Below are 16,895 nucleotides of genomic sequence, written 5' to 3'. Positions count from 1 at the left end.
CTCAACTGGGATAGCACGGGCTACTCCTTCAAATGTTGTTGGATCAGGCGCAGGCCACCCGCGGCCGAATCGCCCTTGGGTGGAACAATCCGCTGCAACAGGGCAGGCGGCAGGAAAGCGCGCAGCGGCTCACCGAGCCCGCCGCACAATGCGATCGGCAGCGTGCCGCTCGGGTCCAGGCCGTGGGCGATCAGCGCCACTTGCCGGCCTGCTTCGGAAAGGATGGTGCGCGCGGTTGCATCGCTATCGGCAAACTGCAGGACGATGCGGGCCAGTTGCGCAAAGGCGGTCTGGTTGGCATTGGCCAGCCAGACCTGGATGCGGTCGCGGCTGCCGCCGCAAGCATCGGCCACCGCCTGCGAGAAGGCGCTGCCCGCAACGCGTCCGTCGGTAACCTGCTGCACATGGTTGATCGCCTTCATGCCGATCCAGGCACCCCCGGCTTCGTCGCCGGAAGGGAAGCCCCAGCCGCCCACTTCATGACGCGAGCCATCGGCATGCAGGATTTCGCCCACGCTGCCGGTGCCCAGCGCGATGATGGCGCCCGGTTGGCCTTCGTGCGCGCCGAGCACGGTGGTGAAGGCATCGGTTTCCAGCGCCACGGCGGCAAAGCCGGGATTGGCCGCCACGAAGTTGGCGGCCCACTGCCGGTTATGCACGCCGGCCAGCCCCAGGCCTACCGCGATGTGTGCGCGCGCCGGTGGCGTTACGCCGGCCGACTCGAAGGCGCGCGCCGCGGCTTCCTCGACCGCGCTCCACGCATTCTTAATACCGTGCAGCAGGGCCGATGGACCGGCCTGGCCTTCGCCCAGCAACTGTCCGTTGGCACGCGCCAGGCGTACCCGTGTACCGCTGCCTCCACCGTCGACACCTATCAGGAATTCGATCATTTTTTCAAGGGATGAAAAGAACTGTGGCGACTATATGAGGAGCACACCAGCTTGTCAACAGGTATTTAACTGGTATTGTTTAGGTCTGAGACTAAACATCGCTTTGAAAAGGCAAGTCTTTGATTTATATGTGAAAAGATAGCCGCAAGAATGGTATGCACTTTGGTATGGACTGTGGTGCCAAAGTTGCAATGTAGACGTAAAAAAGCCCGGCACGCTGGCCGGGCAATAGGGAGAAAAAGCTAATCGCTGCCGGCGCCTCAGGCGTCAGCAGCGATGTCGTCAATCATTCGGTGTGGGCGCCACGACGGTCGACCGTTAACACACGCTGTTTGTCGGAAATCAGTTGCTGGCCTTGCGAGGCCATCTTGCCTTCTACGTTGACGGTGGCATTGCCCGGGCCGCGCACATTGACCTCGGCCTGCTTGGCAAGCATGTCGCGCGCGTCCAGGCTGCCGGAACCGGTCACTTGCGCATTCAGGTTGCTGGTCCAGCCGCGCAGTTGCACGCCGCCAGGGCCGCTCATGGTCACTTTGACGTCCTTGCATTCCGGTTCCGCCTCCAGGTCGCCCGAACCGCGCACGTCGGCATCGAGCGAATCGCTTACCTTGCTGAGGTAGATATTGCCGGGCCCTTTGCTGCGGGCAATCGCCTTGGCCACCTTGAGATGCTTGGCGTCCAGGTCGCCGGAGCCGCTGACATCGGCGCTCAGGGTGTCGCTGCTGCCGGACAGGTTCATGCTGCCAGGACCGCTCAGGCTCACGCGGGTATTCTGGGTTTGCAGGCCGCGTGCTTCCAGGTCGCCGGAACCATGCACTTCGGCGTCGAACTTCTTGATCTGGCCGTTGATGCAGGCGCTGCCCGGGCCATTCAGCATGGCGCTGACGTTCTCCACCTGCATGCTGCAGGCTTCCAGGTCGCCCGAGCCGCTGATGTCGACGCGGATGTCGCGGCTGCTGCCGCGCAGCTCGACCGAGCCGGGGCCGCTCATCGCGGCATTCACCTTGTTGGCGCGCACATCGCCCGCCTCCAGGTCGCCGGAGCCGGACAAGACCGCATTCAGGTCGCCGCTGATGGCCGGTGCGCTCACGTCGCCGGGGCCGGTCATGACCAGGTTGACGTTGGTGGCACGCATGCGGTGCAGGTGCATATCGCCGCTGCCGCTGGCCTTGACGGTCAGCTCGGTGGCCGCGCCGGAGGCGCTGAAGTCGCCGGGGCCGGTGGAGATCAGTTTCAGCTCGCTGCTGTCCACGCGCTCCAGCTCCACGTCGCCGCTGCCGCTGTTGCTCAGTACTTTCAGGCCGCTGGTGCTGATTTTCACGATCACCGGTTCGCGCTGTTTGCCAAAGCTGAACACCCAGTGGTTGCGGCGCAGCGGCCGCACGTGCAGGGTATCGCCCTGGACCACGGTTTCCAGCTGCTCGACCTGGCGTTTCGGCCCGCTGACTTCCACCGCCGGTTCGCCCTGGGCGTTGATCAATACCCGGTATGGTCCGTCGATTTCAATGCGCGAGAACGCAGTCACCGGCCGGTTTTCCTTGGTCGGGGTGACATCGGCCTTCTTTTCGCTTTCCGGAGGGCTCGCATGCAGGGCCGTAACGCCCAGTGCGATCAGGGAAGCAGCGGCGCCGTAGGTGATCAGCTTATTCATTTTGATTGTCACTGTTCAGGATTGGTGATGCTGGAACGATAGGCGAATCCGCGTCGGCGCCGGGCCGGAAAAAGACAGACGCGCAAAAACGAGGAGCCAACTGCATTTTTCCGATACTGAAATGCACACGGTACCAGCCAAAAAGTTGTGATTTCGCCTTGAAATGTCATAATGCTCGTCAGGAGAGACACTTATGATCAAGTACTTAGGAACCAAAAAGACCGACCAGGGTGGAACGGTATACGTGTTCCTGATCAATGGTTTGCAGAAGGAGGTCCGCGAGGGTTCCCTGAAGCAATACCCTGGCTGCTACGAAGCGTTGCCTCCTGCGGCCAAGGCCAAGATCAGTGCTAACCGCGCCTGGTTCCAGAAGCTCTGAATGATGCGGCGCTTCCTCACGGCGGCAGGCCTGCTGGCCGCCAGTTTCGGGGCGCAGGCAGCGCCGCCATCCCATTTCGGCGACGTACTCGGCAATGGCTTGCTGTGCCGCGACCAGACCTCCAACCGTTATTACTTTGACTATTTCAGCCAGTACTTCGGGCGCCCCTACAAGCGGGAGGGCGGCGCCTACTGGTTCCGCACCAATGACGCGATCCTGTGGGGCTTCCCGGTGCTGGAGGTGATCATCAGCGACGAAAGTTATCCGTACAGCTTTGTCGGCGCCGTGACCGACACCACCCCCGAAGAGCTGGAAAAGGCCATCCTCCGCCAGGACGGGCAGGCCTATGCGAAAATCGACACCTCGCGCTATCCGGTGCGGGAGTCCAAGCCAGGCAGCCGCATCGTCTATTTCAACACGCGCTCCAAGATATACTGCGCCAAATTCAAGCAACTGCCGCCCGCGCTGCGCTAAGCGCCGATCATGTACACGCAATACTTCAACCTCAAACAGCAGCCGTTTTCGATTGCCCCCGACCCGCGATACCTGTTCATGAGCGAACGGCACCGCGAGGCGCTGGCGCACCTCCTGTATGGCGTGGGCAGCGGCGGCGGCTTCGTGCTGCTGACCGGCGAGATCGGCGCCGGCAAGACCACCGTGTGCCGCTGCTTCATGGAGCAGATCCCGGCCGATTGCCGCCTGGCCTATATCTTCAACCCCAAGCTGACGGTGGAAGAACTGCTGCAGTCGGTGTGCGATGAATTCGGCGTGGCGCCGGAAGGGGCCAGCGTCAAGTCCTATGTGGACGCGGTCAACAGCTACCTGCTGGAATCGCACGCGGCCGGCCATAACAATGTGCTGGTGATCGACGAGGCGCAGAACCTGTCGGCCGATGTGCTGGAGCAGTTGCGCCTGTTGACCAACCTGGAAACCAGCGAGCGCAAGCTGCTGCAGATCATCCTCATCGGCCAGCCGGAACTGCGGCAGATGCTGGCGCGGCCGGAACTCGAGCAACTGGCGCAGCGCGTGATTGCGCGCTACCACCTGGGACCATTGTCCGAGGCGGAGGTCGGAAGCTATATCCAGCACCGGCTGGCGGTGGCTGGCGCTGGCGCGGTGGAGCTGTTCCCGCGCGGCCTGCTGCGCCGCATCCACCAATTGAGCAAAGGCGTGCCGCGCAGGATCAACCTGTTGTGCGACCGGGCGCTGCTCGGCACCTACGTGGAAAACCGCGCCCAGGTGAATGCCACCATCCTGCGCCGCGCGGCAGCGGAGGTGTTTGCGGGCGAATCCGCCCCAGTCAAAGCGCGCGCATGGCGCGTGGCCGCTGCCGGCGTGTTGACCGGTGCCGCGCTGACTGCGGCGGCGGCATGGCAGATGATGCCTGCCGCGCGAGCACCGTCGGCCAGCCCGGCCCAGGCGGCCATGCCTGCCGCACGCCCTGCGGCAAATTCGGCAGCGCCGCAAGCCGCCGCGCCTGTGCCGGCGGCCACGCCCGTCGCGCCGACTGCGCCGGCGCCAAGCTGGCTGACGATGGACGGCGCCTTGCGCCAGCTGGCCGCAAAGTGGGAAGTGGAACTTTCCGAAGGTGAGGGCTGTGCCGAAGCGGCCAAGCGCAACTTGCGCTGCATGCAAACCAAGGGCGGCCTGGAAGAAATCCGCAAGCTTGACCGTCCCGTCATCATCAAGCTGCGCGACGGCGAATCCCTGCCGCGCAACGTCCTGCTCACCGCCGTCGACGACAAGCGTGCCACCCTCGTCGGCGCCCGCGGCAGCGAAATCGTATCGACCGACGCATTGGAAGCGCGCTTCGACGGCACGTTTACCACCTTCTGGCGCGCACCGCGTTCCTGGCGCGAAGAAGTCCGCGAAGGAGACAAAGGCCCGGACGTCGATTGGCTCGCGCGCCGACTGGCACAAATGAACGGGGTCAAGAAACCGCGTGAGAACCAGGCACTGGCCGGTGAAACTTTGCGATACTTGCAGGAGTTCCAGCTTGCCCAAGGCTTGAAGGCCGACGGCGTGGCGGGACCACGAACTTTCATCCGCCTGTCGCAGCCGGGCCGGGAGACCGAGCCGCACCTGTTGGCCGAGGCGGGCAAATAATATGTCTTATATTCTCGAAGCACTGAAAAAAGCGCAGGCCGAGCGTCAGATCGGCAGCGCCCCGACCATCCATGCACCCACGCTGGCCAGCGCGCCGGCAGGGCAGGGCGCGCGCAGCAAACGCACGCCAGTGATCGTGGCGATGGCGCTGATGGCCGCCGCCATCGCCGGCCTCGCGACCATGCTGGTACGCCAGCAGCCCCCCGCGAACCCGCCACCAGCCACCGTCGCGCCTACCGTTGCCCCCCAAGCGGCCGCCGCCCCGGTCGCGGTAGTCGCGGCCCCGGAGCCGGCAGCGGGTGCCGACAGCGCCCCGTTGGCAGCCCCCACTGCAGCCCCCACTGCCGAACCAGCCGCCGCAGGCCAACCGCCGGCCCGGAAAACCGTCCAGCAGCCACCGCCTGCTGCAACGACGCCGCCGCCATCCCGCGCGGCAGACACGCCGCCGGCGCAGCGAAGTGCCGGCCTCCAGGCATCCGCAGGGCGGGGGGGCGACCAAGCGCAGGCGGCCCCGGTCGCGCCGCCCGCCCCGGTGCCGACGCCGGCGCCGATAGAAGAACAAGTGCAATCCTTGCGCGAGCTCCCGGAGCCAATCCAGCGCGCCATCCCCCAGATCACCCTTGGTGGCTACATGTATTCGAAGAACCCCGCCGATCGCCTGCTGCTGATCGACAAAGTCCTGCGCAGGGAAGGCGAGGAAGTCGCCCCCGGCCTGATCCTGGACAAGCTCCAACCCAAGCAGGCCGTGTTCAGCTTCCGCGGCTACCGCTACCGGGTGCCGCTATGAGCGACAAACAGAATGTGATCGGCGTCACCGGCCCCTCGGGCAGCGGCAAAACCACCCTGATCGAATACCTGGTCACGGAACTCGCCGCGCGCGGCTGGAAAGTCAACGTCATCAAGCATAGCCACCACGACTTCGAACTCGAGCCGCCAAGGAAAGATAGTGCCCGTTTCCGCCATGCCGGCGCTGCCGAAGTGATGATCGCCTCGCCTTATCGTTTCGCCATCATCCACGAACTGCGCGGCGCCGAAGAACCCGGTGCCGACGAACAGTTGGCCCGCCTGCAGCCCGCCGACCTGACCCTGGTCGAAGGCTTCCATGCATGGCAAATCGACAAGCTTGAAGTCTACCGCGCCATCGCCGGCCAACCGCCGCGTTACCTGGATGACCACACCATCGTCGCAGTCGCCTCCGACCAGCCCGCACCGCAAGGCTTGCCGCCCCGCCTGCAATGGCTAGACCTGAACCGGCCCGACACCGTGCTGGCCTGGTTGATCAAAAAAATCCCGCGCCAAGCCTAAAGTTTGCCCAAAGCTGTCCGTAATTTAGGATAGGCACACCCGGGAGATTTAAATGGATGCAATGAGCATTGCGAAACTGGCAACGACAATGGCCGATACGAGCAATCGTACGGAGATCGGTTACGCCGTCTTGAAAAGAGCGCAAGACGTGCAAGCCTCCAGCGCCCAGGCCCTGATCGAAGCGATCCCGCCGGCTCCCGCCGCTGCGAACCTGCCATCCCACCTCGGCAAGAACATCAACACCACCGCCTGAACGCGCATCGCCAAGCGTCGCCCAGGCCGCAAGAAACCCGCCGCACCGGCACCGGTGCCAGCGGGTTTTTTTTATGGTCTAATCGCACACCTGCCAACCTATCGAGGAGACCCCGCATGAAAAACCGTCAAGCCCTGATCGCCGCCGCCCTGGCCACCGTCTGCGCCACTGCCAGCACCGTTGCATCCGCAGCCCAGGACAAGCCAGCGGAAAAAGAAAAGTGCTATGGCATTGCCAAGGCCGGCCAGAATGACTGCGCCACCGGCACCCACGGCTGCTCCAACCAGGCCAAGACCGACAATATGGAAAGCGAGTGGAAGTTCGTCGCCAAGGGCACTTGCGAAAAAGCCGGCGGCAAGACCACCGCGCCAGCAAATTAATCAATGACGCAACACGCCGCGGTTCAAGGAGTTGGCGTTGGATTGCGGGCCCCGCACTACCGCCAGTTCCTCGAACAGCGGTCACGCGCCGCCTGGCTCGAAGTCCACACCGAGAACTACCTCGACCAGGCCGGCGGCGACTTCCACGTATTGCAGGAACTGCGGCGCGACTACGCGATCAGCCTGCACGGCGTCGGCCTCGGCCTCGGCTCCGCCCGCGGCTTCAGCGCCGATCACCTGGCGCGCGTCGCCAGTCTCGCCCATCGCATCCAGCCAGCGCTGGTTTCCGAGCACCTATGCTGGGGAGCGGTCTTTGACCGTCACCTGAACGACCTGCTGCCGCTGGCGCTGAACCACGCCGCGCTCGAAATGCTGGAGCAGCGGGTAGGTCGCATGCAGGACGCGTTAGGCCGCACCATCCTGCTCGAAAACGTCTCCAGCTTCGTGCGCTTCGCCGACGACGCCATGAGCGAAGCCGAATTCCTCACCGCCCTGGCGCGCCGCACCGGCTGCGGCCTGCTGCTGGACGTGAACAACCTGTACGTCAACCAATGCAACCACCAAGAAGACGCCATGGCCGCACTGGCCGCAATCGCCCCCGGCACGGTCGGTGAAATCCACCTGGCCGGCCACCTCGTCACACCCGATGCAGTCGTGGACCACCACGGTGCAGCCATCGCCGATCCCGTCTGGCGCCTATATGAAGCCACCCTGGCACGGTTCGGCGCCGTCCCCACGCTGATCGAATGGGACACCGACATCCCCCCACTGGAAACCCTGCTCGCTGAAGCCGCCAAAGCCTCAACCCTCGCCACCAATTTCCATCTGCCAAAAATTGTCCCGCTTGGGGTCAGGAACAAAAGTGGACAAAATTTACCAGCCGGCAGCGACGCATTGGCAGCCCAGCAGCAAGCGTTTTCCGATGCTTTGTTCGCGCCTGCGGCCGAAGCCGCGTTGCAGCTCAAGCACAAAGAACGCTTCGGACTCTACCGAGGCAACCTGGCTTCGACCTGGTCCAAAGCCCTGGCCGCCGCCTATCCCGTCATTGCGCAACTGGTTGGCGGAGAATTCTTCGCCGCCATGGCCCGCGAATACGGCCGCGCCCACCCGTCCGACAGTGGCGACCTGAACCGCTTCGGCGCCCATTTCGAGCCTTTCCTACGCAGCTTCGCGCACGTAAAAGACTTGCCTTACCTGCCCGACATGGCCCGCCTTGAATGGCAACTGCACCGCATCCACTACGCCCGCCACGAGCTGGCGCTGCAAGCGCAGGACATCAACCCGCAAACAGTGGAAGAGCAAGTCTTCGTCTGGCAAGCCACGGCCCAGCTGTTCGAATCGGAATGGGCGGTAGTCCCCCTCTGGCTCGCCCACCAGGGCATGCCATTCCCGCAAAACATGAACGAAGCGAGCCGCGCCTTGCTTAGCCGTCCCGAATGGACAGCCCAGCTCACGCCGCTGCAAGCGCCGCAGTATGCTGCGCTGCATGAACTCAAGGAGGGGAAAACAGTCGGCGCCGCCCTCGACGCCGCTTTTGCGCTGGATGAAAATTTCAACGTCGCCGCCAGCCTCCAGCAGTGGCTGCAGCAGCAAATCCTAGTCAAACGCCCGCATTAACTTGTCCTCGCCGGACAAATCCCGGTGCAGCAGGTTGGCGCGGTGGGTCGCCTCGATCCTGAGCAAGAGTTGCGCATCCTCACACCGTTCCAGCTCCTCATTCGCCGCCAGCAGGGCTTGCGCGAGCTTGGCGCGTGCCGACTGGTACAAGACGCTGGTGTAATGATCGGTGTTCTTGAGCAGCTCCTCGGCATTCTCGATCACCTGTCGCAGGTCACCGATCAATTGTTCCTGGGACTGCGCTTGCTTCTCGTGGGGACCATCCATGGAGCTAACCCTCCGCGCGGATCAATCAGGCCGCACTGCCCTCGGCATGAACGTCGATCTGCACGTCGCCCAGCCGGACTTTCTGGCCCGCCCGGATCTTCGCCGTCTTTCGCAACTCCTGTTTGCCGTCGACCTTGACATCGCCGCTAGCCACAATCTGCTTGCCGGCACCGCCGCTGTCGCACAGGCCAACCACCTTCAGGAGCTGGTTCAGCTCGATGTACTCGCCTGTCAATTCGAAATCTACTTTCTGCATTTTAATCCTCTTTCTGTTGGGTTGGTGCGGAGGTGTTGTATTTCCACCTGGCATTAACCCTTGCCACCTGGCTTGGTCATCTCCAGCGGAACAATCCACTCATTGAACTGGCTTTCGTTCACAAAACCGAGGTCTAACGCAGCCTCCTTCAAGGTCGTGCCCTCATGCTGCGCCTGCTTCGCGATTTGCGCGGCGCGATCATAACCGATATGGGGAGCCAGCGCGGTGACCAGCATCAGCGAGCGCGCCATCAGTTCCTCGATGCGGCCCAGGTTCGGCTCGATGCCATGGGCGCAGTGCTCGTCGAAACTGCGCATGCCGTCGGCCAGCAGGCGGGCGCTTTGCAGGAAATTGTGGGCGATCAGCGGCTTGAACACATTCAACTCGAAATTGCCGGACGAGCCGCCGACGGTAATTGCCACGTCGTTGCCGAAAACCTGGCAGCACAGCATGGTCAGCGCCTCGCTCTGGGTCGGATTGACCTTGCCCGGCATGATCGAGCTGCCCGGCTCATTTTCAGGGATGCTGATTTCGCCCAGGCCGGAGCGTGGCCCGGATGCCATCCAGCGCACGTCATTGGCCAGTTTCATCAGCGCCGTGGCGAGCGTCTTCAACGCCCCGTGGGCCGACACCAGGGCGTCGTGCCCGGCGAGCGCGGCGAACTTGTTGTCGGCCGTGCGGAACGGCAGCTTCAGGCGGCTCGCCAATTCGGCCGCAATGCGCGTCGCATACTCGGGATGCGAATTCAAGCCGGTGCCGACCGCAGTGCCGCCGGCCGCCAATTCCAGCACGGCGGGCAGGGTAGCTTCGAGGGCCTTCTCGGCATAGTCCAACTGGGCCACGTAGCCTGAGAACTCCTGGCCCAGGGTCAGCGGGGTCGCATCCTGCAGGTGGGTACGGCCGATCTTGACGATGCCCTCAAACGCCTGCGCCTTTTTCTGCAGCGTTGCGCGCAGTTGGCGCAGGGCCGGCAGGACATTGTTGGCGATGGCCAGTGCGGCTGCCACATGCATCGCAGTGGGGAAGATGTCGTTCGACGACTGGCCCTTGTTGACGTCATCGTTCGGATGCAGCTTGCGGCCGTCACCGCGCTCGCCGCCCATCAGTTCGGAGCCGCGATTGGCCAGTACCTCGTTCATATTCATGTTCGACTGGGTGCCGGACCCGGTCTGCCATACCGCCAGCGGGAATTCGCCCGGGTGCTTGCCCTCCAGGACTTCATCGGCAGCCTGCATGATGGCGTTGGCCTTGGCGCTATCGAGCACGCCGAGGTCCACGTTGACCTTGGCGGCGGCGCGCTTCACGCTGGCAAGCGCCGCAATCAATTCGGCCGGCATGCGTTCGCTGGAGATGCGGAAATGCTCGAGCGAGCGCTGGGTCTGGGCACCCCACAACTGGCTGGCGGGGACTTCAATCGGCCCAAAGCTGTCGCGCTCGGTTCTGCTGTTCATGTATGGCTCCCTCGTTGGAAAGTGGTGTCTGAATTTTAACGCCAATGCCACTCACTCTGCCGAGGCCTACAAAATCGCGATATTCTGCCGTTAATGAATACATCGAAGAAACAGGCCTGTCCTCCATGCTAAGCAAACGATTGACCATTCGCGCCCTTGCGTTGGCGCTACACGCCGCCGCCCTGTGCGGTTCGTTGCGGGCGGCTGAGCTGGGCGAGATAAAGGTCAATTCCCACATCGGCCAGCAGCTTTCGGCCGATATCGAGCTGGTCGACCTGACTGCGGCCGACCTGGCCGACATCCAGGCGCGGCTCGCAAATCCCGACGTTTTCAAGGGCGCCAACGTGGCTATGCCGCCGGCGCTTGGCGGCCTGTACATTTCCATCGCCAAGCGCGACAACAAGCGCTTCCTGCACCTGACCACGCTGCAGCCGGTCAATGCCGACGCTCTGCATCTATTCCTGGAGTTGAATAGTGGAGGGCGGAAAATCATCCGCGCGGCCTCGCTCTGGCTGACGCCGGAGCCGCCGGGGCAGCGGGCGGCAACTGTGGCTGCGATGGGGGCGGCGGAGCCGTTGCCGGCGCCAGCGCCAGCCACGGCCAGCCCGGCATCGCCCGATAACGGCGAGACGGGACTGAACGAAGCTGCGCAACGCGCATTCGCGCATCGCCAGCAAGTCGCCCTGGCGAAAGCCCAGGAACGAAATACGAATCCAGCACCGCAAAATGCACTCGTCGCGGCGCCGAAGGCCGCACCTGTCCGGGAGCCCGAGGTGGCGCCGCCACCCCGCAAAGCGGCGCCGAAGCCTGTGGTGGCCGCGCCCGCTGCCGCATCTGCGCCGGCTGCCGCGCCGGTCTCCGCACCTGCCCAGTCTTGCGCCCCCGCGAAGGAAGTGGAGGCGCAGCTCCGGCAATGCGAAGCCATGGCAAGCAAATTGTCCGATATTGAAGGCAAGGTGCAGCGCCTACAAACGGCGATCGTCGCACCCGCCGCAGTGGCGCCCGCCAATACTGCACCGGTGCCGCCGTTGCCGCCGAGCGAGCCGAAAGCAGAAGCCGCCCCGGCCAAGCCAGCCGCAGCACCAAGCAAACCAGGCGCGACCCCGGTCAAGCCAGGCGTCGCGGCCGACCTGGCAGCCAACCCGCGCAGACGCCTGATGATGATCGCAGGTGGCGTGGTCACCGGCCTGACCGCACTCGGCGGCCTCATCTATTTCCTGCGCAAGCGCCAGGTAAAAGGCCCGCTGAAGATCTGGCAATCGTTCCGGAAGAAGGGCCGTCCCGAAGACGACGTACCGACCTTGGAAGACGCGGTGGAGGTTGCTGCACACTAGTAACTAGCATTGCATTTCAGTGCTGGACAAGAATTTTTTAGCTGCGTTATACTGGGCTCACACAGACCGGGTTCTGCCGCAGTCACCACCGATAGTGTGACGCGAACCGCAGAGCGACGTTGAAGAAACGACCCCTTCTGGAAGCAGTTCATAGCCGACTGAGGCGATATGAACGCCGGGTGCAACCGGCGCTGAGGCGACACCAGGAGATACCTGGTGCTCGCCCCTCCGAATTCCAAGGCGCCCCAAGCGGGCGCCTTTTTGTTTCCTGAAAAATGGGGTACGTCCCCATTTTTCAGGAAACAAAAAAAGCGCCCGGAGGCGCTTTCTTGGGGTTCGCTGGCATCAGCCGTGCAGGCGATTCTGCCAAACGTCGGTCACGTCGCGGATGGCGCGGTCGTTGGCCATGATCTGTTTCAGCAGTTCGATCTTGCGTTTGCGGGCATCGCCTTGCGCGGGAGCCGCGCCGCCCATCAGGGCTACCGAAGCCGCTGCACACTGGTTTTCCATGCGGTCGAGCGAATCCCAGTCGCTGGCTTGCGCGGCGCCCACCATCTGGCTGGTCAAACCGGCAATCTTTTCGTAAGTAGCGAGAACTTGGGTCGAGGACATTTTGAGCCTTGGATTCTGTGCGCGGATTACCGCATGTCAGGATTAACGTCAGGCTCAAAAGGAACTTGAGGGTCTTTTTGAAAAATATTTGAGAAAATTCCAAAAAAATTGCCGTTGCGCCCCCATCCCAAGGGTCACAACGGCAGGAGTGAAACGAAATATTGCTTATTTGATCAATTCATCAAGTCCCGCGCTCAGTTCGTCCAGCGATGGCATCTGGTCAATCAGTGCATTTTCTTCCAGGCCCAGGCCTTCCGCTACCTCGGTTGGATAACAGGCCGCAATCTGTTCCGGCGAGAGCTTGTTCTCGTCGACGCGGGCGCGCCAGGCAGCCAAATGTATCACTGCGGCCAGGTCGTTCTCGCCCGGCTTGGGGATGGCGGCAATGGTTTCAGCAAAGGTGGGAGGGAATTTCCAGCGGCTGGCCAGCTCGGCGCCCACGTCGGCATAGGTGTAGCCCAGCGCAGTTTTTTCCGTTTCCAGGCGGCGCTCATCGAGCGGGCCGGCCACCTTGTCCAGCGCCTGCGCCTGCTCAGGCATGCCGGCGTGGATCACCAGCTGGCCGATCGCATGCATCATGCCGATGGTGAAGGCGAGGTCAGTGTTTTGCTTGCAAGCCTTGGCGATGAATTTGGCGCCCACCGCTGTGCGCAGGCTGTAGCGCCAGAATTGGCGCAGGTCCATGCCGGGCACGGTCTTGAAGCCGCTCACCAGGCCGGAGCTGATCACCAGCGTGCGCACAGTGACGAAGCCCAGCATCAGGATGGCATCCTCAACGGTACCGATCGAGCGCGACACATGGTAATAGGCGGAGTTGGCCAGGCGCAGCAGCTTGGCGCTCAGCACCGGGTCGGCCGACAGCTTCTTTGCAATTTCCTCGGTGGAGACGCTGGCCTTGTCGAAGCTGCTGATCAATTCGTCAACAACCTTCGGAGCGGTTGGCAACGCGGTTGGATTCTGGAACAGTGCTTCGAGCTTCATGAAAAATCTCCTCTAAATTCGGCGTTGCTGTGGGTGAAACTATATAGCCTTTCCAGAGGGGAGTGCAGCAAGTTTTTCGACAAACGTTGGCAGCGCTGCACAGCATTCCCAGCTTTCTGCAGTTGATCCCGCAAATTTGCAGTCTGTCGCAAATGGGCTGAGTCACGCCGTCGTTGCGGATAGAGTGCAGCCTGGCTCATTCCGCCACTTATAACTAGATAGGGATACAAAAATGCAAGCTTCCACCCGCGTCACGCCGCTCAAGCTGGCCCTTACCCTGGCCTTCTGTGGAGCCGCCTTCGGGCTGGCCCCGGCGATTGCCCAACAGGCAGCCCCGGCCCCAGCCGCGCAAACGCAAGACGCCGTCCCGCATCCGGGCGACGATTTTTTTGGCCATGTGAACGCCGAATGGCTGGCCAAGACCCAGATCCCGGCCGATAAAGGCAGCTGGGGCGCCGGTTCCGCGCTGGGCGACGCGACCAATGAGCGCATCGTCAAGCTGATCGACGAAACCGCCGCCAAATCGCCGACCGGCGACACCCGCCGCGTGACGGACTTCTACCGCAGCTTCATGGACGAAGCGGCAATCGAAGCGCACGGCCTGAAATCGCTCAAGCCGGAACTTGAAAAGATCGACGCCATCAAGGACAAGGCCGCCCTGGTACGGGCCCTGGCCACCTCGATCCGCGCCGACGTCGACCCGCTGAACTCTACCAACTTCTATACCGAGAACCTGTTCGGCATCTGGATCGCGCAAGGCCTGACCGACCCGAACCACTACACCCCATACATCCTGCAGGGCGGCTTGGGCATGCCGGACCGCGCCTACTACCTGGATGACAACCAGCGCATGCACCAACTGCGCACCGCCTACCAGGCACATATCGCCGCCATGTTGAAGCTGGCCGGCTACAGCGAGCCGGAAGCCCGCGCCGCCCGCGTCTATGAACTGGAGCGCAAACTGGCCCAGGCTCACGGCAGCCGCGAAGATTCCGCCGATATCCAGAAGGCCAACAACACCTGGACCATGCGCGACTTCGCCGCCAAGGCACCCGGCATGGACTGGCGCGCCTTCTTCCGCGCGGCAGGCTTGGGCAAGCAGAACAAATTCATCGTCTACCACCCAAGCGCCATCACCGGCGGCGCCGCCTTGGTGAACGAGATGCCGCTGCAAGCCTGGAAAGACTTCCTGGCCTTCCACACCGTGAACCACTTCGGCGGCTTCCTGCCGAAGGCCTTCGTTGACCAGCGTTTCGAATTCTATGGCCGCACCATGAACGGCACGCCGCAGCTGTCGCCACGCTGGAAGCGCGGCCTGGGCGCAGTCAATAACGCGCTGCCGGATGCCGCCGGCAAGATGTACGTCGAGCGCTACTTCCCGGCCGAAGCCAAGACACGCCTGCAAACCATGGTGTCCAACATCGTCGACTCCTTCCGCAAGCGCGTCGATGCGCTGGAGTGGATGGCGCCCGCCACCAAGAAGGAAGCACAGGAAAAACTGCGCACCTTGTACGTGGGCGTAGGCTATCCGGATAAATGGACTTCCTACGAAGGCCTGGAAATCAAGCCCGACGACGCAATGGGCAACGCCCTGCGCGCCGAGCAATTCCACTACAAGCAGCAACTAGCAAAACTGGGCAAGAAGGTCGACCCAACCGAATGGTGCATGCCGCCGCACGTGGTGAACGCGGTGAACATGCCGATGCAGAATGCGCTGAACTTCCCGGCCGCCATCCTGCAGCCGCCATTCTTCGACATGAAGGCCAGCGATGCGCTGAACTACGGCGCGATCGGCGCCGTGATCGGCCATGAGATCAGCCACAGCTTCGACGACCAGGGGGCGCAGTTCGACTCCAAAGGCCGCCTGCGCGACTGGTGGACCAAGGAAGACGGCGAGCACTTCAAGCAAGCCGCGACCAAGCTGGTGGCGCAGTACGACGCGTACGAGGCATTCCCAGACCTGAAACTGAACGGCACCCTGACCCTGAGCGAAAACCTGGCCGACCTGGCCGGCCTTGCTGCGGCATTGGATGCGTACCACGTTTCGCTGGGCGGCAAAGCCACTCCGGCACAGGACCGCGACTTCTTCAACGGCTATGCTGCAAGCTGGGCCAACAAGGCGCGCGATGCCTCGCTGCGTAACCAGGTCATGACCGATGGCCACTCGCCGGCGAAGTGGCGCACCTACACCGTGCGCAACCTGGACGCCTGGTACCAGGCCTACGACGTGAAGCCTGGCCAGAAGCTGTACCTGGCGCCGGAACAGCGCGTACGCGTCTGGTAAAGTAGGGGGATGGACGACATCGAGCAGATCACCCGCCGCACGCTGGAACATTATGAACGCAACGCGCAAGCCTTCCTGGAAGGCACACGCGATCACGACGTCAGCCAGAATATTGCGGCACTGCTCGATGCGATTGAAGGAACGGCTCCGTTCCGCATCCTCGATTTAGGTTGCGGCCCCGGCCGCGACCTGTGCACCTTCAAGTCGCTTGGACACGAGCCGGTCGGTCTCGACGGCTCGGCCCACTTCGTGAAGATGGCGCAGCGCTGGAGTGGCTGCACCGTCCTGCACCAGGACTTCGTCGCGCTGGACTTGCCGCCGGAATCGTTCGACGGCATCTTCGCCAACGCATCCCTGTTCCACGTTCCCAGTGCCGTGCTGCCCGATGTGCTGGGGCGCCTGCACGCGGCCTTGAAGCCGTGCGGAGTGCTGTTCAGCTCCAACCCGCGCGGCCACAATGAAGAAGGCTGGAATGGCCCGCGCTATGGCTGTTACTACGATGTCGAAACCTGGTCCAAAGTAGTCACCGCGGCTGGCTTCGAACCCATCACCCACTATTACCGTCCGGCAGGCTTGCCGCGTGAACAGCAGCCATGGTTGGCTTCAGTCTGGCGTAAGGCCTAGTTCTGTTAGCTCGCGTACAGTTGGTAAATATTCCAGTCCGTATGATTTGCTCACCGCGAACTTTTTAAGAGGAGCGCAATCATGAACAAGGACCAAGTGAAGGGCAAGGCTAAGGAAATCGGCGGCAAGATCCAGGAGGAAGCCGGTGAACTGGTGGGCAGCTCGAAGCAGCAGGTGAAGGGCGTCGCCAACCAGGTCGAAGGCAAGCTGCAGAAGCAGCGTGGCGATCTGCGTGAAGCGATCGACGATGCCACTGACGAGCTGATCGACCGCGGCAATCGCCAGTAATGTAGTCGCCAAGAGCCAGGATGCACGAGTGCATCCTGGCCCTTTCCTTATTTGGGCGAGGCGAGTTAGATGCTGGCGCGGACGAATTGTCCTTGCTCAGGCTCAATCCGACATGCGTTGTCTAAAGTGGACCCATCAGTCAAGACACTTTGCCGGGTAATTTAAGCTGCGTCCATTTCCAACTCAACAGCTGCTCGGCGCTGCCCCGTAGTACCTT

Annotated in this window: 19 protein-coding genes; 12 read left to right on the top strand and 7 right to left on the bottom strand. The window is 62.8% G+C overall.

The annotated features are described in order from the left end of the window. Nucleotides 1–20 precede the first annotated feature (20 nt). Nucleotides 21–890 carry a glucosamine kinase nucleotide-binding domain-containing protein gene (locus BM269_RS23230; RefSeq protein ID WP_090442875.1) on the bottom strand — a complete coding sequence of 290 codons (870 nt, stop codon included), beginning with the start codon at nucleotides 888–890 and terminating at the stop codon, nucleotides 21–23. 286 nt (nucleotides 891–1,176) lie between these two features. Further along, nucleotides 1,177–2,541, bottom strand: a complete 1,365-nt coding sequence (locus BM269_RS23225; RefSeq protein WP_090442871.1) for a GIN domain-containing protein — start codon at nucleotides 2,539–2,541, stop codon at nucleotides 1,177–1,179. 193 nt (nucleotides 2,542–2,734) lie between these two features. On the opposite strand from BM269_RS23225, the gene BM269_RS23220 reads away from it, so the two are divergent. The 8 genes from BM269_RS23220 (at nucleotide 2,735) to BM269_RS23185 (ending at nucleotide 8,581) form a co-directional block, all read left to right on the top strand. Beyond that, nucleotides 2,735–2,920, top strand: coding sequence for a hypothetical protein (locus BM269_RS23220; protein ID WP_090442868.1), 186 nt, complete (start codon nucleotides 2,735–2,737; stop codon nucleotides 2,918–2,920). Further along, entirely contained in the window at nucleotides 2,921–3,394 is a 474-nt protein-coding gene (locus BM269_RS23215) for a hypothetical protein (RefSeq protein ID WP_090442865.1), read from the top strand. A gap of 9 nt (nucleotides 3,395–3,403) precedes the next feature. Continuing rightward, nucleotides 3,404–5,026, top strand: a complete 1,623-nt coding sequence (locus BM269_RS23210) for an AAA family ATPase (protein ID WP_090442862.1) — start codon at nucleotides 3,404–3,406, stop codon at nucleotides 5,024–5,026. Nucleotide 5,027: 1 nt separating this feature from the next. After that, nucleotides 5,028–5,813 carry a general secretion pathway protein GspB gene (locus tag BM269_RS23205; RefSeq protein ID WP_090442859.1) on the top strand — a complete coding sequence of 262 codons (786 nt, stop codon included), beginning with the start codon at nucleotides 5,028–5,030 and terminating at the stop codon, nucleotides 5,811–5,813. Beyond that, nucleotides 5,810–6,331: a molybdopterin-guanine dinucleotide biosynthesis protein B gene (gene mobB, locus BM269_RS23200; RefSeq protein WP_090442853.1), complete on the top strand. Its 522-nt coding sequence runs from the start codon at nucleotides 5,810–5,812 to the stop codon at nucleotides 6,329–6,331. The genes BM269_RS23205 and mobB overlap by 4 nt, the downstream gene beginning before the upstream one ends. A gap of 61 nt (nucleotides 6,332–6,392) precedes the next feature. After that, nucleotides 6,393–6,584 carry a YjfB family protein gene (locus BM269_RS23195; RefSeq protein ID WP_229204769.1) on the top strand — a complete coding sequence of 64 codons (192 nt, stop codon included), beginning with the start codon at nucleotides 6,393–6,395 and terminating at the stop codon, nucleotides 6,582–6,584. 116 nt (nucleotides 6,585–6,700) lie between these two features. Continuing rightward, nucleotides 6,701–6,964, top strand: a complete 264-nt coding sequence (locus BM269_RS23190; protein ID WP_090442846.1) for a BufA1 family periplasmic bufferin-type metallophore — start codon at nucleotides 6,701–6,703, stop codon at nucleotides 6,962–6,964. Between the two features lie 3 nt (nucleotides 6,965–6,967). Further along, the gene (locus BM269_RS23185) at nucleotides 6,968–8,581 is read left to right on the top strand and encodes an MNIO family bufferin maturase (protein WP_090442843.1); all 1,614 of its coding nucleotides are present in this window, start codon (nucleotides 6,968–6,970) and stop codon (nucleotides 8,579–8,581) included. Here BM269_RS23185 and BM269_RS23180 read toward each other — a convergent pair. The 3 genes from BM269_RS23180 to fumC are packed head-to-tail and all read right to left on the bottom strand — an operon-like array spanning nucleotide 8,561 to nucleotide 10,555. Beyond that, a complete protein-coding gene (locus BM269_RS23180; protein ID WP_090442840.1) occupies nucleotides 8,561–8,848 on the bottom strand; it encodes a DUF883 family protein in 288 nt (95 codons plus the stop codon). The two genes, BM269_RS23185 and BM269_RS23180, sit on opposite strands and share 21 nt — an antisense overlap. 25 nt (nucleotides 8,849–8,873) lie before the next feature. Further along, nucleotides 8,874–9,104, bottom strand: coding sequence for an RNA-binding S4 domain-containing protein (locus BM269_RS23175; protein ID WP_028100522.1), 231 nt, complete (start codon nucleotides 9,102–9,104; stop codon nucleotides 8,874–8,876). Between the two features lie 53 nt (nucleotides 9,105–9,157). Continuing rightward, the gene (gene fumC, locus BM269_RS23170; RefSeq protein WP_090442837.1) at nucleotides 9,158–10,555 is read right to left on the bottom strand and encodes a class II fumarate hydratase; all 1,398 of its coding nucleotides are present in this window, start codon (nucleotides 10,553–10,555) and stop codon (nucleotides 9,158–9,160) included. 125 nt (nucleotides 10,556–10,680) lie between these two features. Here fumC and BM269_RS23165 point away from each other — a divergent pair, with 125 nt between their 5' ends. After that, nucleotides 10,681–11,889 carry a type IV pilus assembly protein FimV gene (locus tag BM269_RS23165; RefSeq protein WP_139232844.1) on the top strand — a complete coding sequence of 403 codons (1,209 nt, stop codon included), beginning with the start codon at nucleotides 10,681–10,683 and terminating at the stop codon, nucleotides 11,887–11,889. A 345-nt stretch (nucleotides 11,890–12,234) separates the two neighbouring features. Here BM269_RS23165 and BM269_RS23160 read toward each other — a convergent pair whose 3' ends face one another. Both BM269_RS23160 and BM269_RS23155 read right to left on the bottom strand, forming a co-directional pair. Then, complete coding sequence (locus BM269_RS23160; protein WP_090442830.1) at nucleotides 12,235–12,501, bottom strand: flagellar protein FliT; 267 nt, start codon at nucleotides 12,499–12,501, stop codon at nucleotides 12,235–12,237. A 165-nt stretch (nucleotides 12,502–12,666) separates the two neighbouring features. Further along, nucleotides 12,667–13,482: an HDOD domain-containing protein gene (locus tag BM269_RS23155; RefSeq protein ID WP_090442827.1), complete on the bottom strand. Its 816-nt coding sequence runs from the start codon at nucleotides 13,480–13,482 to the stop codon at nucleotides 12,667–12,669. A gap of 232 nt (nucleotides 13,483–13,714) precedes the next feature. Here BM269_RS23155 and BM269_RS23150 point away from each other — a divergent pair, with 232 nt between their 5' ends. From BM269_RS23150 to BM269_RS23140, 3 genes are all read left to right on the top strand, one after another. Further along, nucleotides 13,715–15,766 carry a M13 family metallopeptidase gene (locus BM269_RS23150; protein WP_090442824.1) on the top strand — a complete coding sequence of 684 codons (2,052 nt, stop codon included), beginning with the start codon at nucleotides 13,715–13,717 and terminating at the stop codon, nucleotides 15,764–15,766. A gap of 9 nt (nucleotides 15,767–15,775) precedes the next feature. Beyond that, nucleotides 15,776–16,390 (top strand): class I SAM-dependent methyltransferase, encoded by a 615-nt coding sequence (locus BM269_RS23145; protein WP_090442820.1) that lies wholly within the window; start codon nucleotides 15,776–15,778, stop codon nucleotides 16,388–16,390. Nucleotides 16,391–16,471: 81 nt separating this feature from the next. Next, nucleotides 16,472–16,678, top strand: a complete 207-nt coding sequence (locus tag BM269_RS23140) for a CsbD family protein (RefSeq protein WP_055936965.1) — start codon at nucleotides 16,472–16,474, stop codon at nucleotides 16,676–16,678. The last annotated feature ends 217 nt before the right edge of the window (nucleotides 16,679–16,895 follow it).

Source organism: Duganella sp. CF458 (assembly GCF_900113115.1).
Lineage (GTDB): Bacteria > Pseudomonadota > Gammaproteobacteria > Burkholderiales > Burkholderiaceae_D > Rugamonas.
This window is presented reverse-complemented; position numbering and strand designations above follow the sequence as displayed.

What these genes read in the sequence shown, in the direction of transcription:
- BM269_RS23145 (WP_090442820.1), top strand. Translation starts at nt 15,776, where the DNA reads ATGGACGACATCGAGCAGATCACCCGCCGCACGCTGGAACATTATGAA.
- BM269_RS23205 (WP_090442859.1), top strand. Translation starts at nt 5,028, where the DNA reads ATGTCTTATATTCTCGAAGCACTGAAAAAAGCGCAGGCCGAGCGTCAG.
- fumC (WP_090442837.1), bottom strand. Translation starts at nt 10,555, where the DNA reads ATGAACAGCAGAACCGAGCGCGACAGCTTTGGGCCGATTGAAGTCCCC.
- BM269_RS23210 (WP_090442862.1), top strand. Translation starts at nt 3,404, where the DNA reads ATGTACACGCAATACTTCAACCTCAAACAGCAGCCGTTTTCGATTGCC.
- BM269_RS23225 (WP_090442871.1), bottom strand. Translation starts at nt 2,541, where the DNA reads ATGAATAAGCTGATCACCTACGGCGCCGCTGCTTCCCTGATCGCACTG.
- BM269_RS23190 (WP_090442846.1), top strand. Translation starts at nt 6,701, where the DNA reads ATGAAAAACCGTCAAGCCCTGATCGCCGCCGCCCTGGCCACCGTCTGC.
- BM269_RS23195 (WP_229204769.1), top strand. Translation starts at nt 6,393, where the DNA reads ATGAGCATTGCGAAACTGGCAACGACAATGGCCGATACGAGCAATCGT.
- BM269_RS23165 (WP_139232844.1), top strand. Translation starts at nt 10,681, where the DNA reads ATGCTAAGCAAACGATTGACCATTCGCGCCCTTGCGTTGGCGCTACAC.
- BM269_RS23160 (WP_090442830.1), bottom strand. Translation starts at nt 12,501, where the DNA reads ATGTCCTCGACCCAAGTTCTCGCTACTTACGAAAAGATTGCCGGTTTG.
- BM269_RS23185 (WP_090442843.1), top strand. Translation starts at nt 6,968, where the DNA reads ATGACGCAACACGCCGCGGTTCAAGGAGTTGGCGTTGGATTGCGGGCC.
- BM269_RS23230 (WP_090442875.1), bottom strand. Translation starts at nt 890, where the DNA reads ATGATCGAATTCCTGATAGGTGTCGACGGTGGAGGCAGCGGTACACGG.
- BM269_RS23155 (WP_090442827.1), bottom strand. Translation starts at nt 13,482, where the DNA reads ATGAAGCTCGAAGCACTGTTCCAGAATCCAACCGCGTTGCCAACCGCT.
- mobB (WP_090442853.1), top strand. Translation starts at nt 5,810, where the DNA reads ATGAGCGACAAACAGAATGTGATCGGCGTCACCGGCCCCTCGGGCAGC.
- BM269_RS23140 (WP_055936965.1), top strand. Translation starts at nt 16,472, where the DNA reads ATGAACAAGGACCAAGTGAAGGGCAAGGCTAAGGAAATCGGCGGCAAG.
- BM269_RS23215 (WP_090442865.1), top strand. Translation starts at nt 2,921, where the DNA reads ATGATGCGGCGCTTCCTCACGGCGGCAGGCCTGCTGGCCGCCAGTTTC.
- BM269_RS23150 (WP_090442824.1), top strand. Translation starts at nt 13,715, where the DNA reads ATGCAAGCTTCCACCCGCGTCACGCCGCTCAAGCTGGCCCTTACCCTG.
- BM269_RS23180 (WP_090442840.1), bottom strand. Translation starts at nt 8,848, where the DNA reads ATGGATGGTCCCCACGAGAAGCAAGCGCAGTCCCAGGAACAATTGATC.
- BM269_RS23175 (WP_028100522.1), bottom strand. Translation starts at nt 9,104, where the DNA reads ATGCAGAAAGTAGATTTCGAATTGACAGGCGAGTACATCGAGCTGAAC.
- BM269_RS23220 (WP_090442868.1), top strand. Translation starts at nt 2,735, where the DNA reads ATGATCAAGTACTTAGGAACCAAAAAGACCGACCAGGGTGGAACGGTA.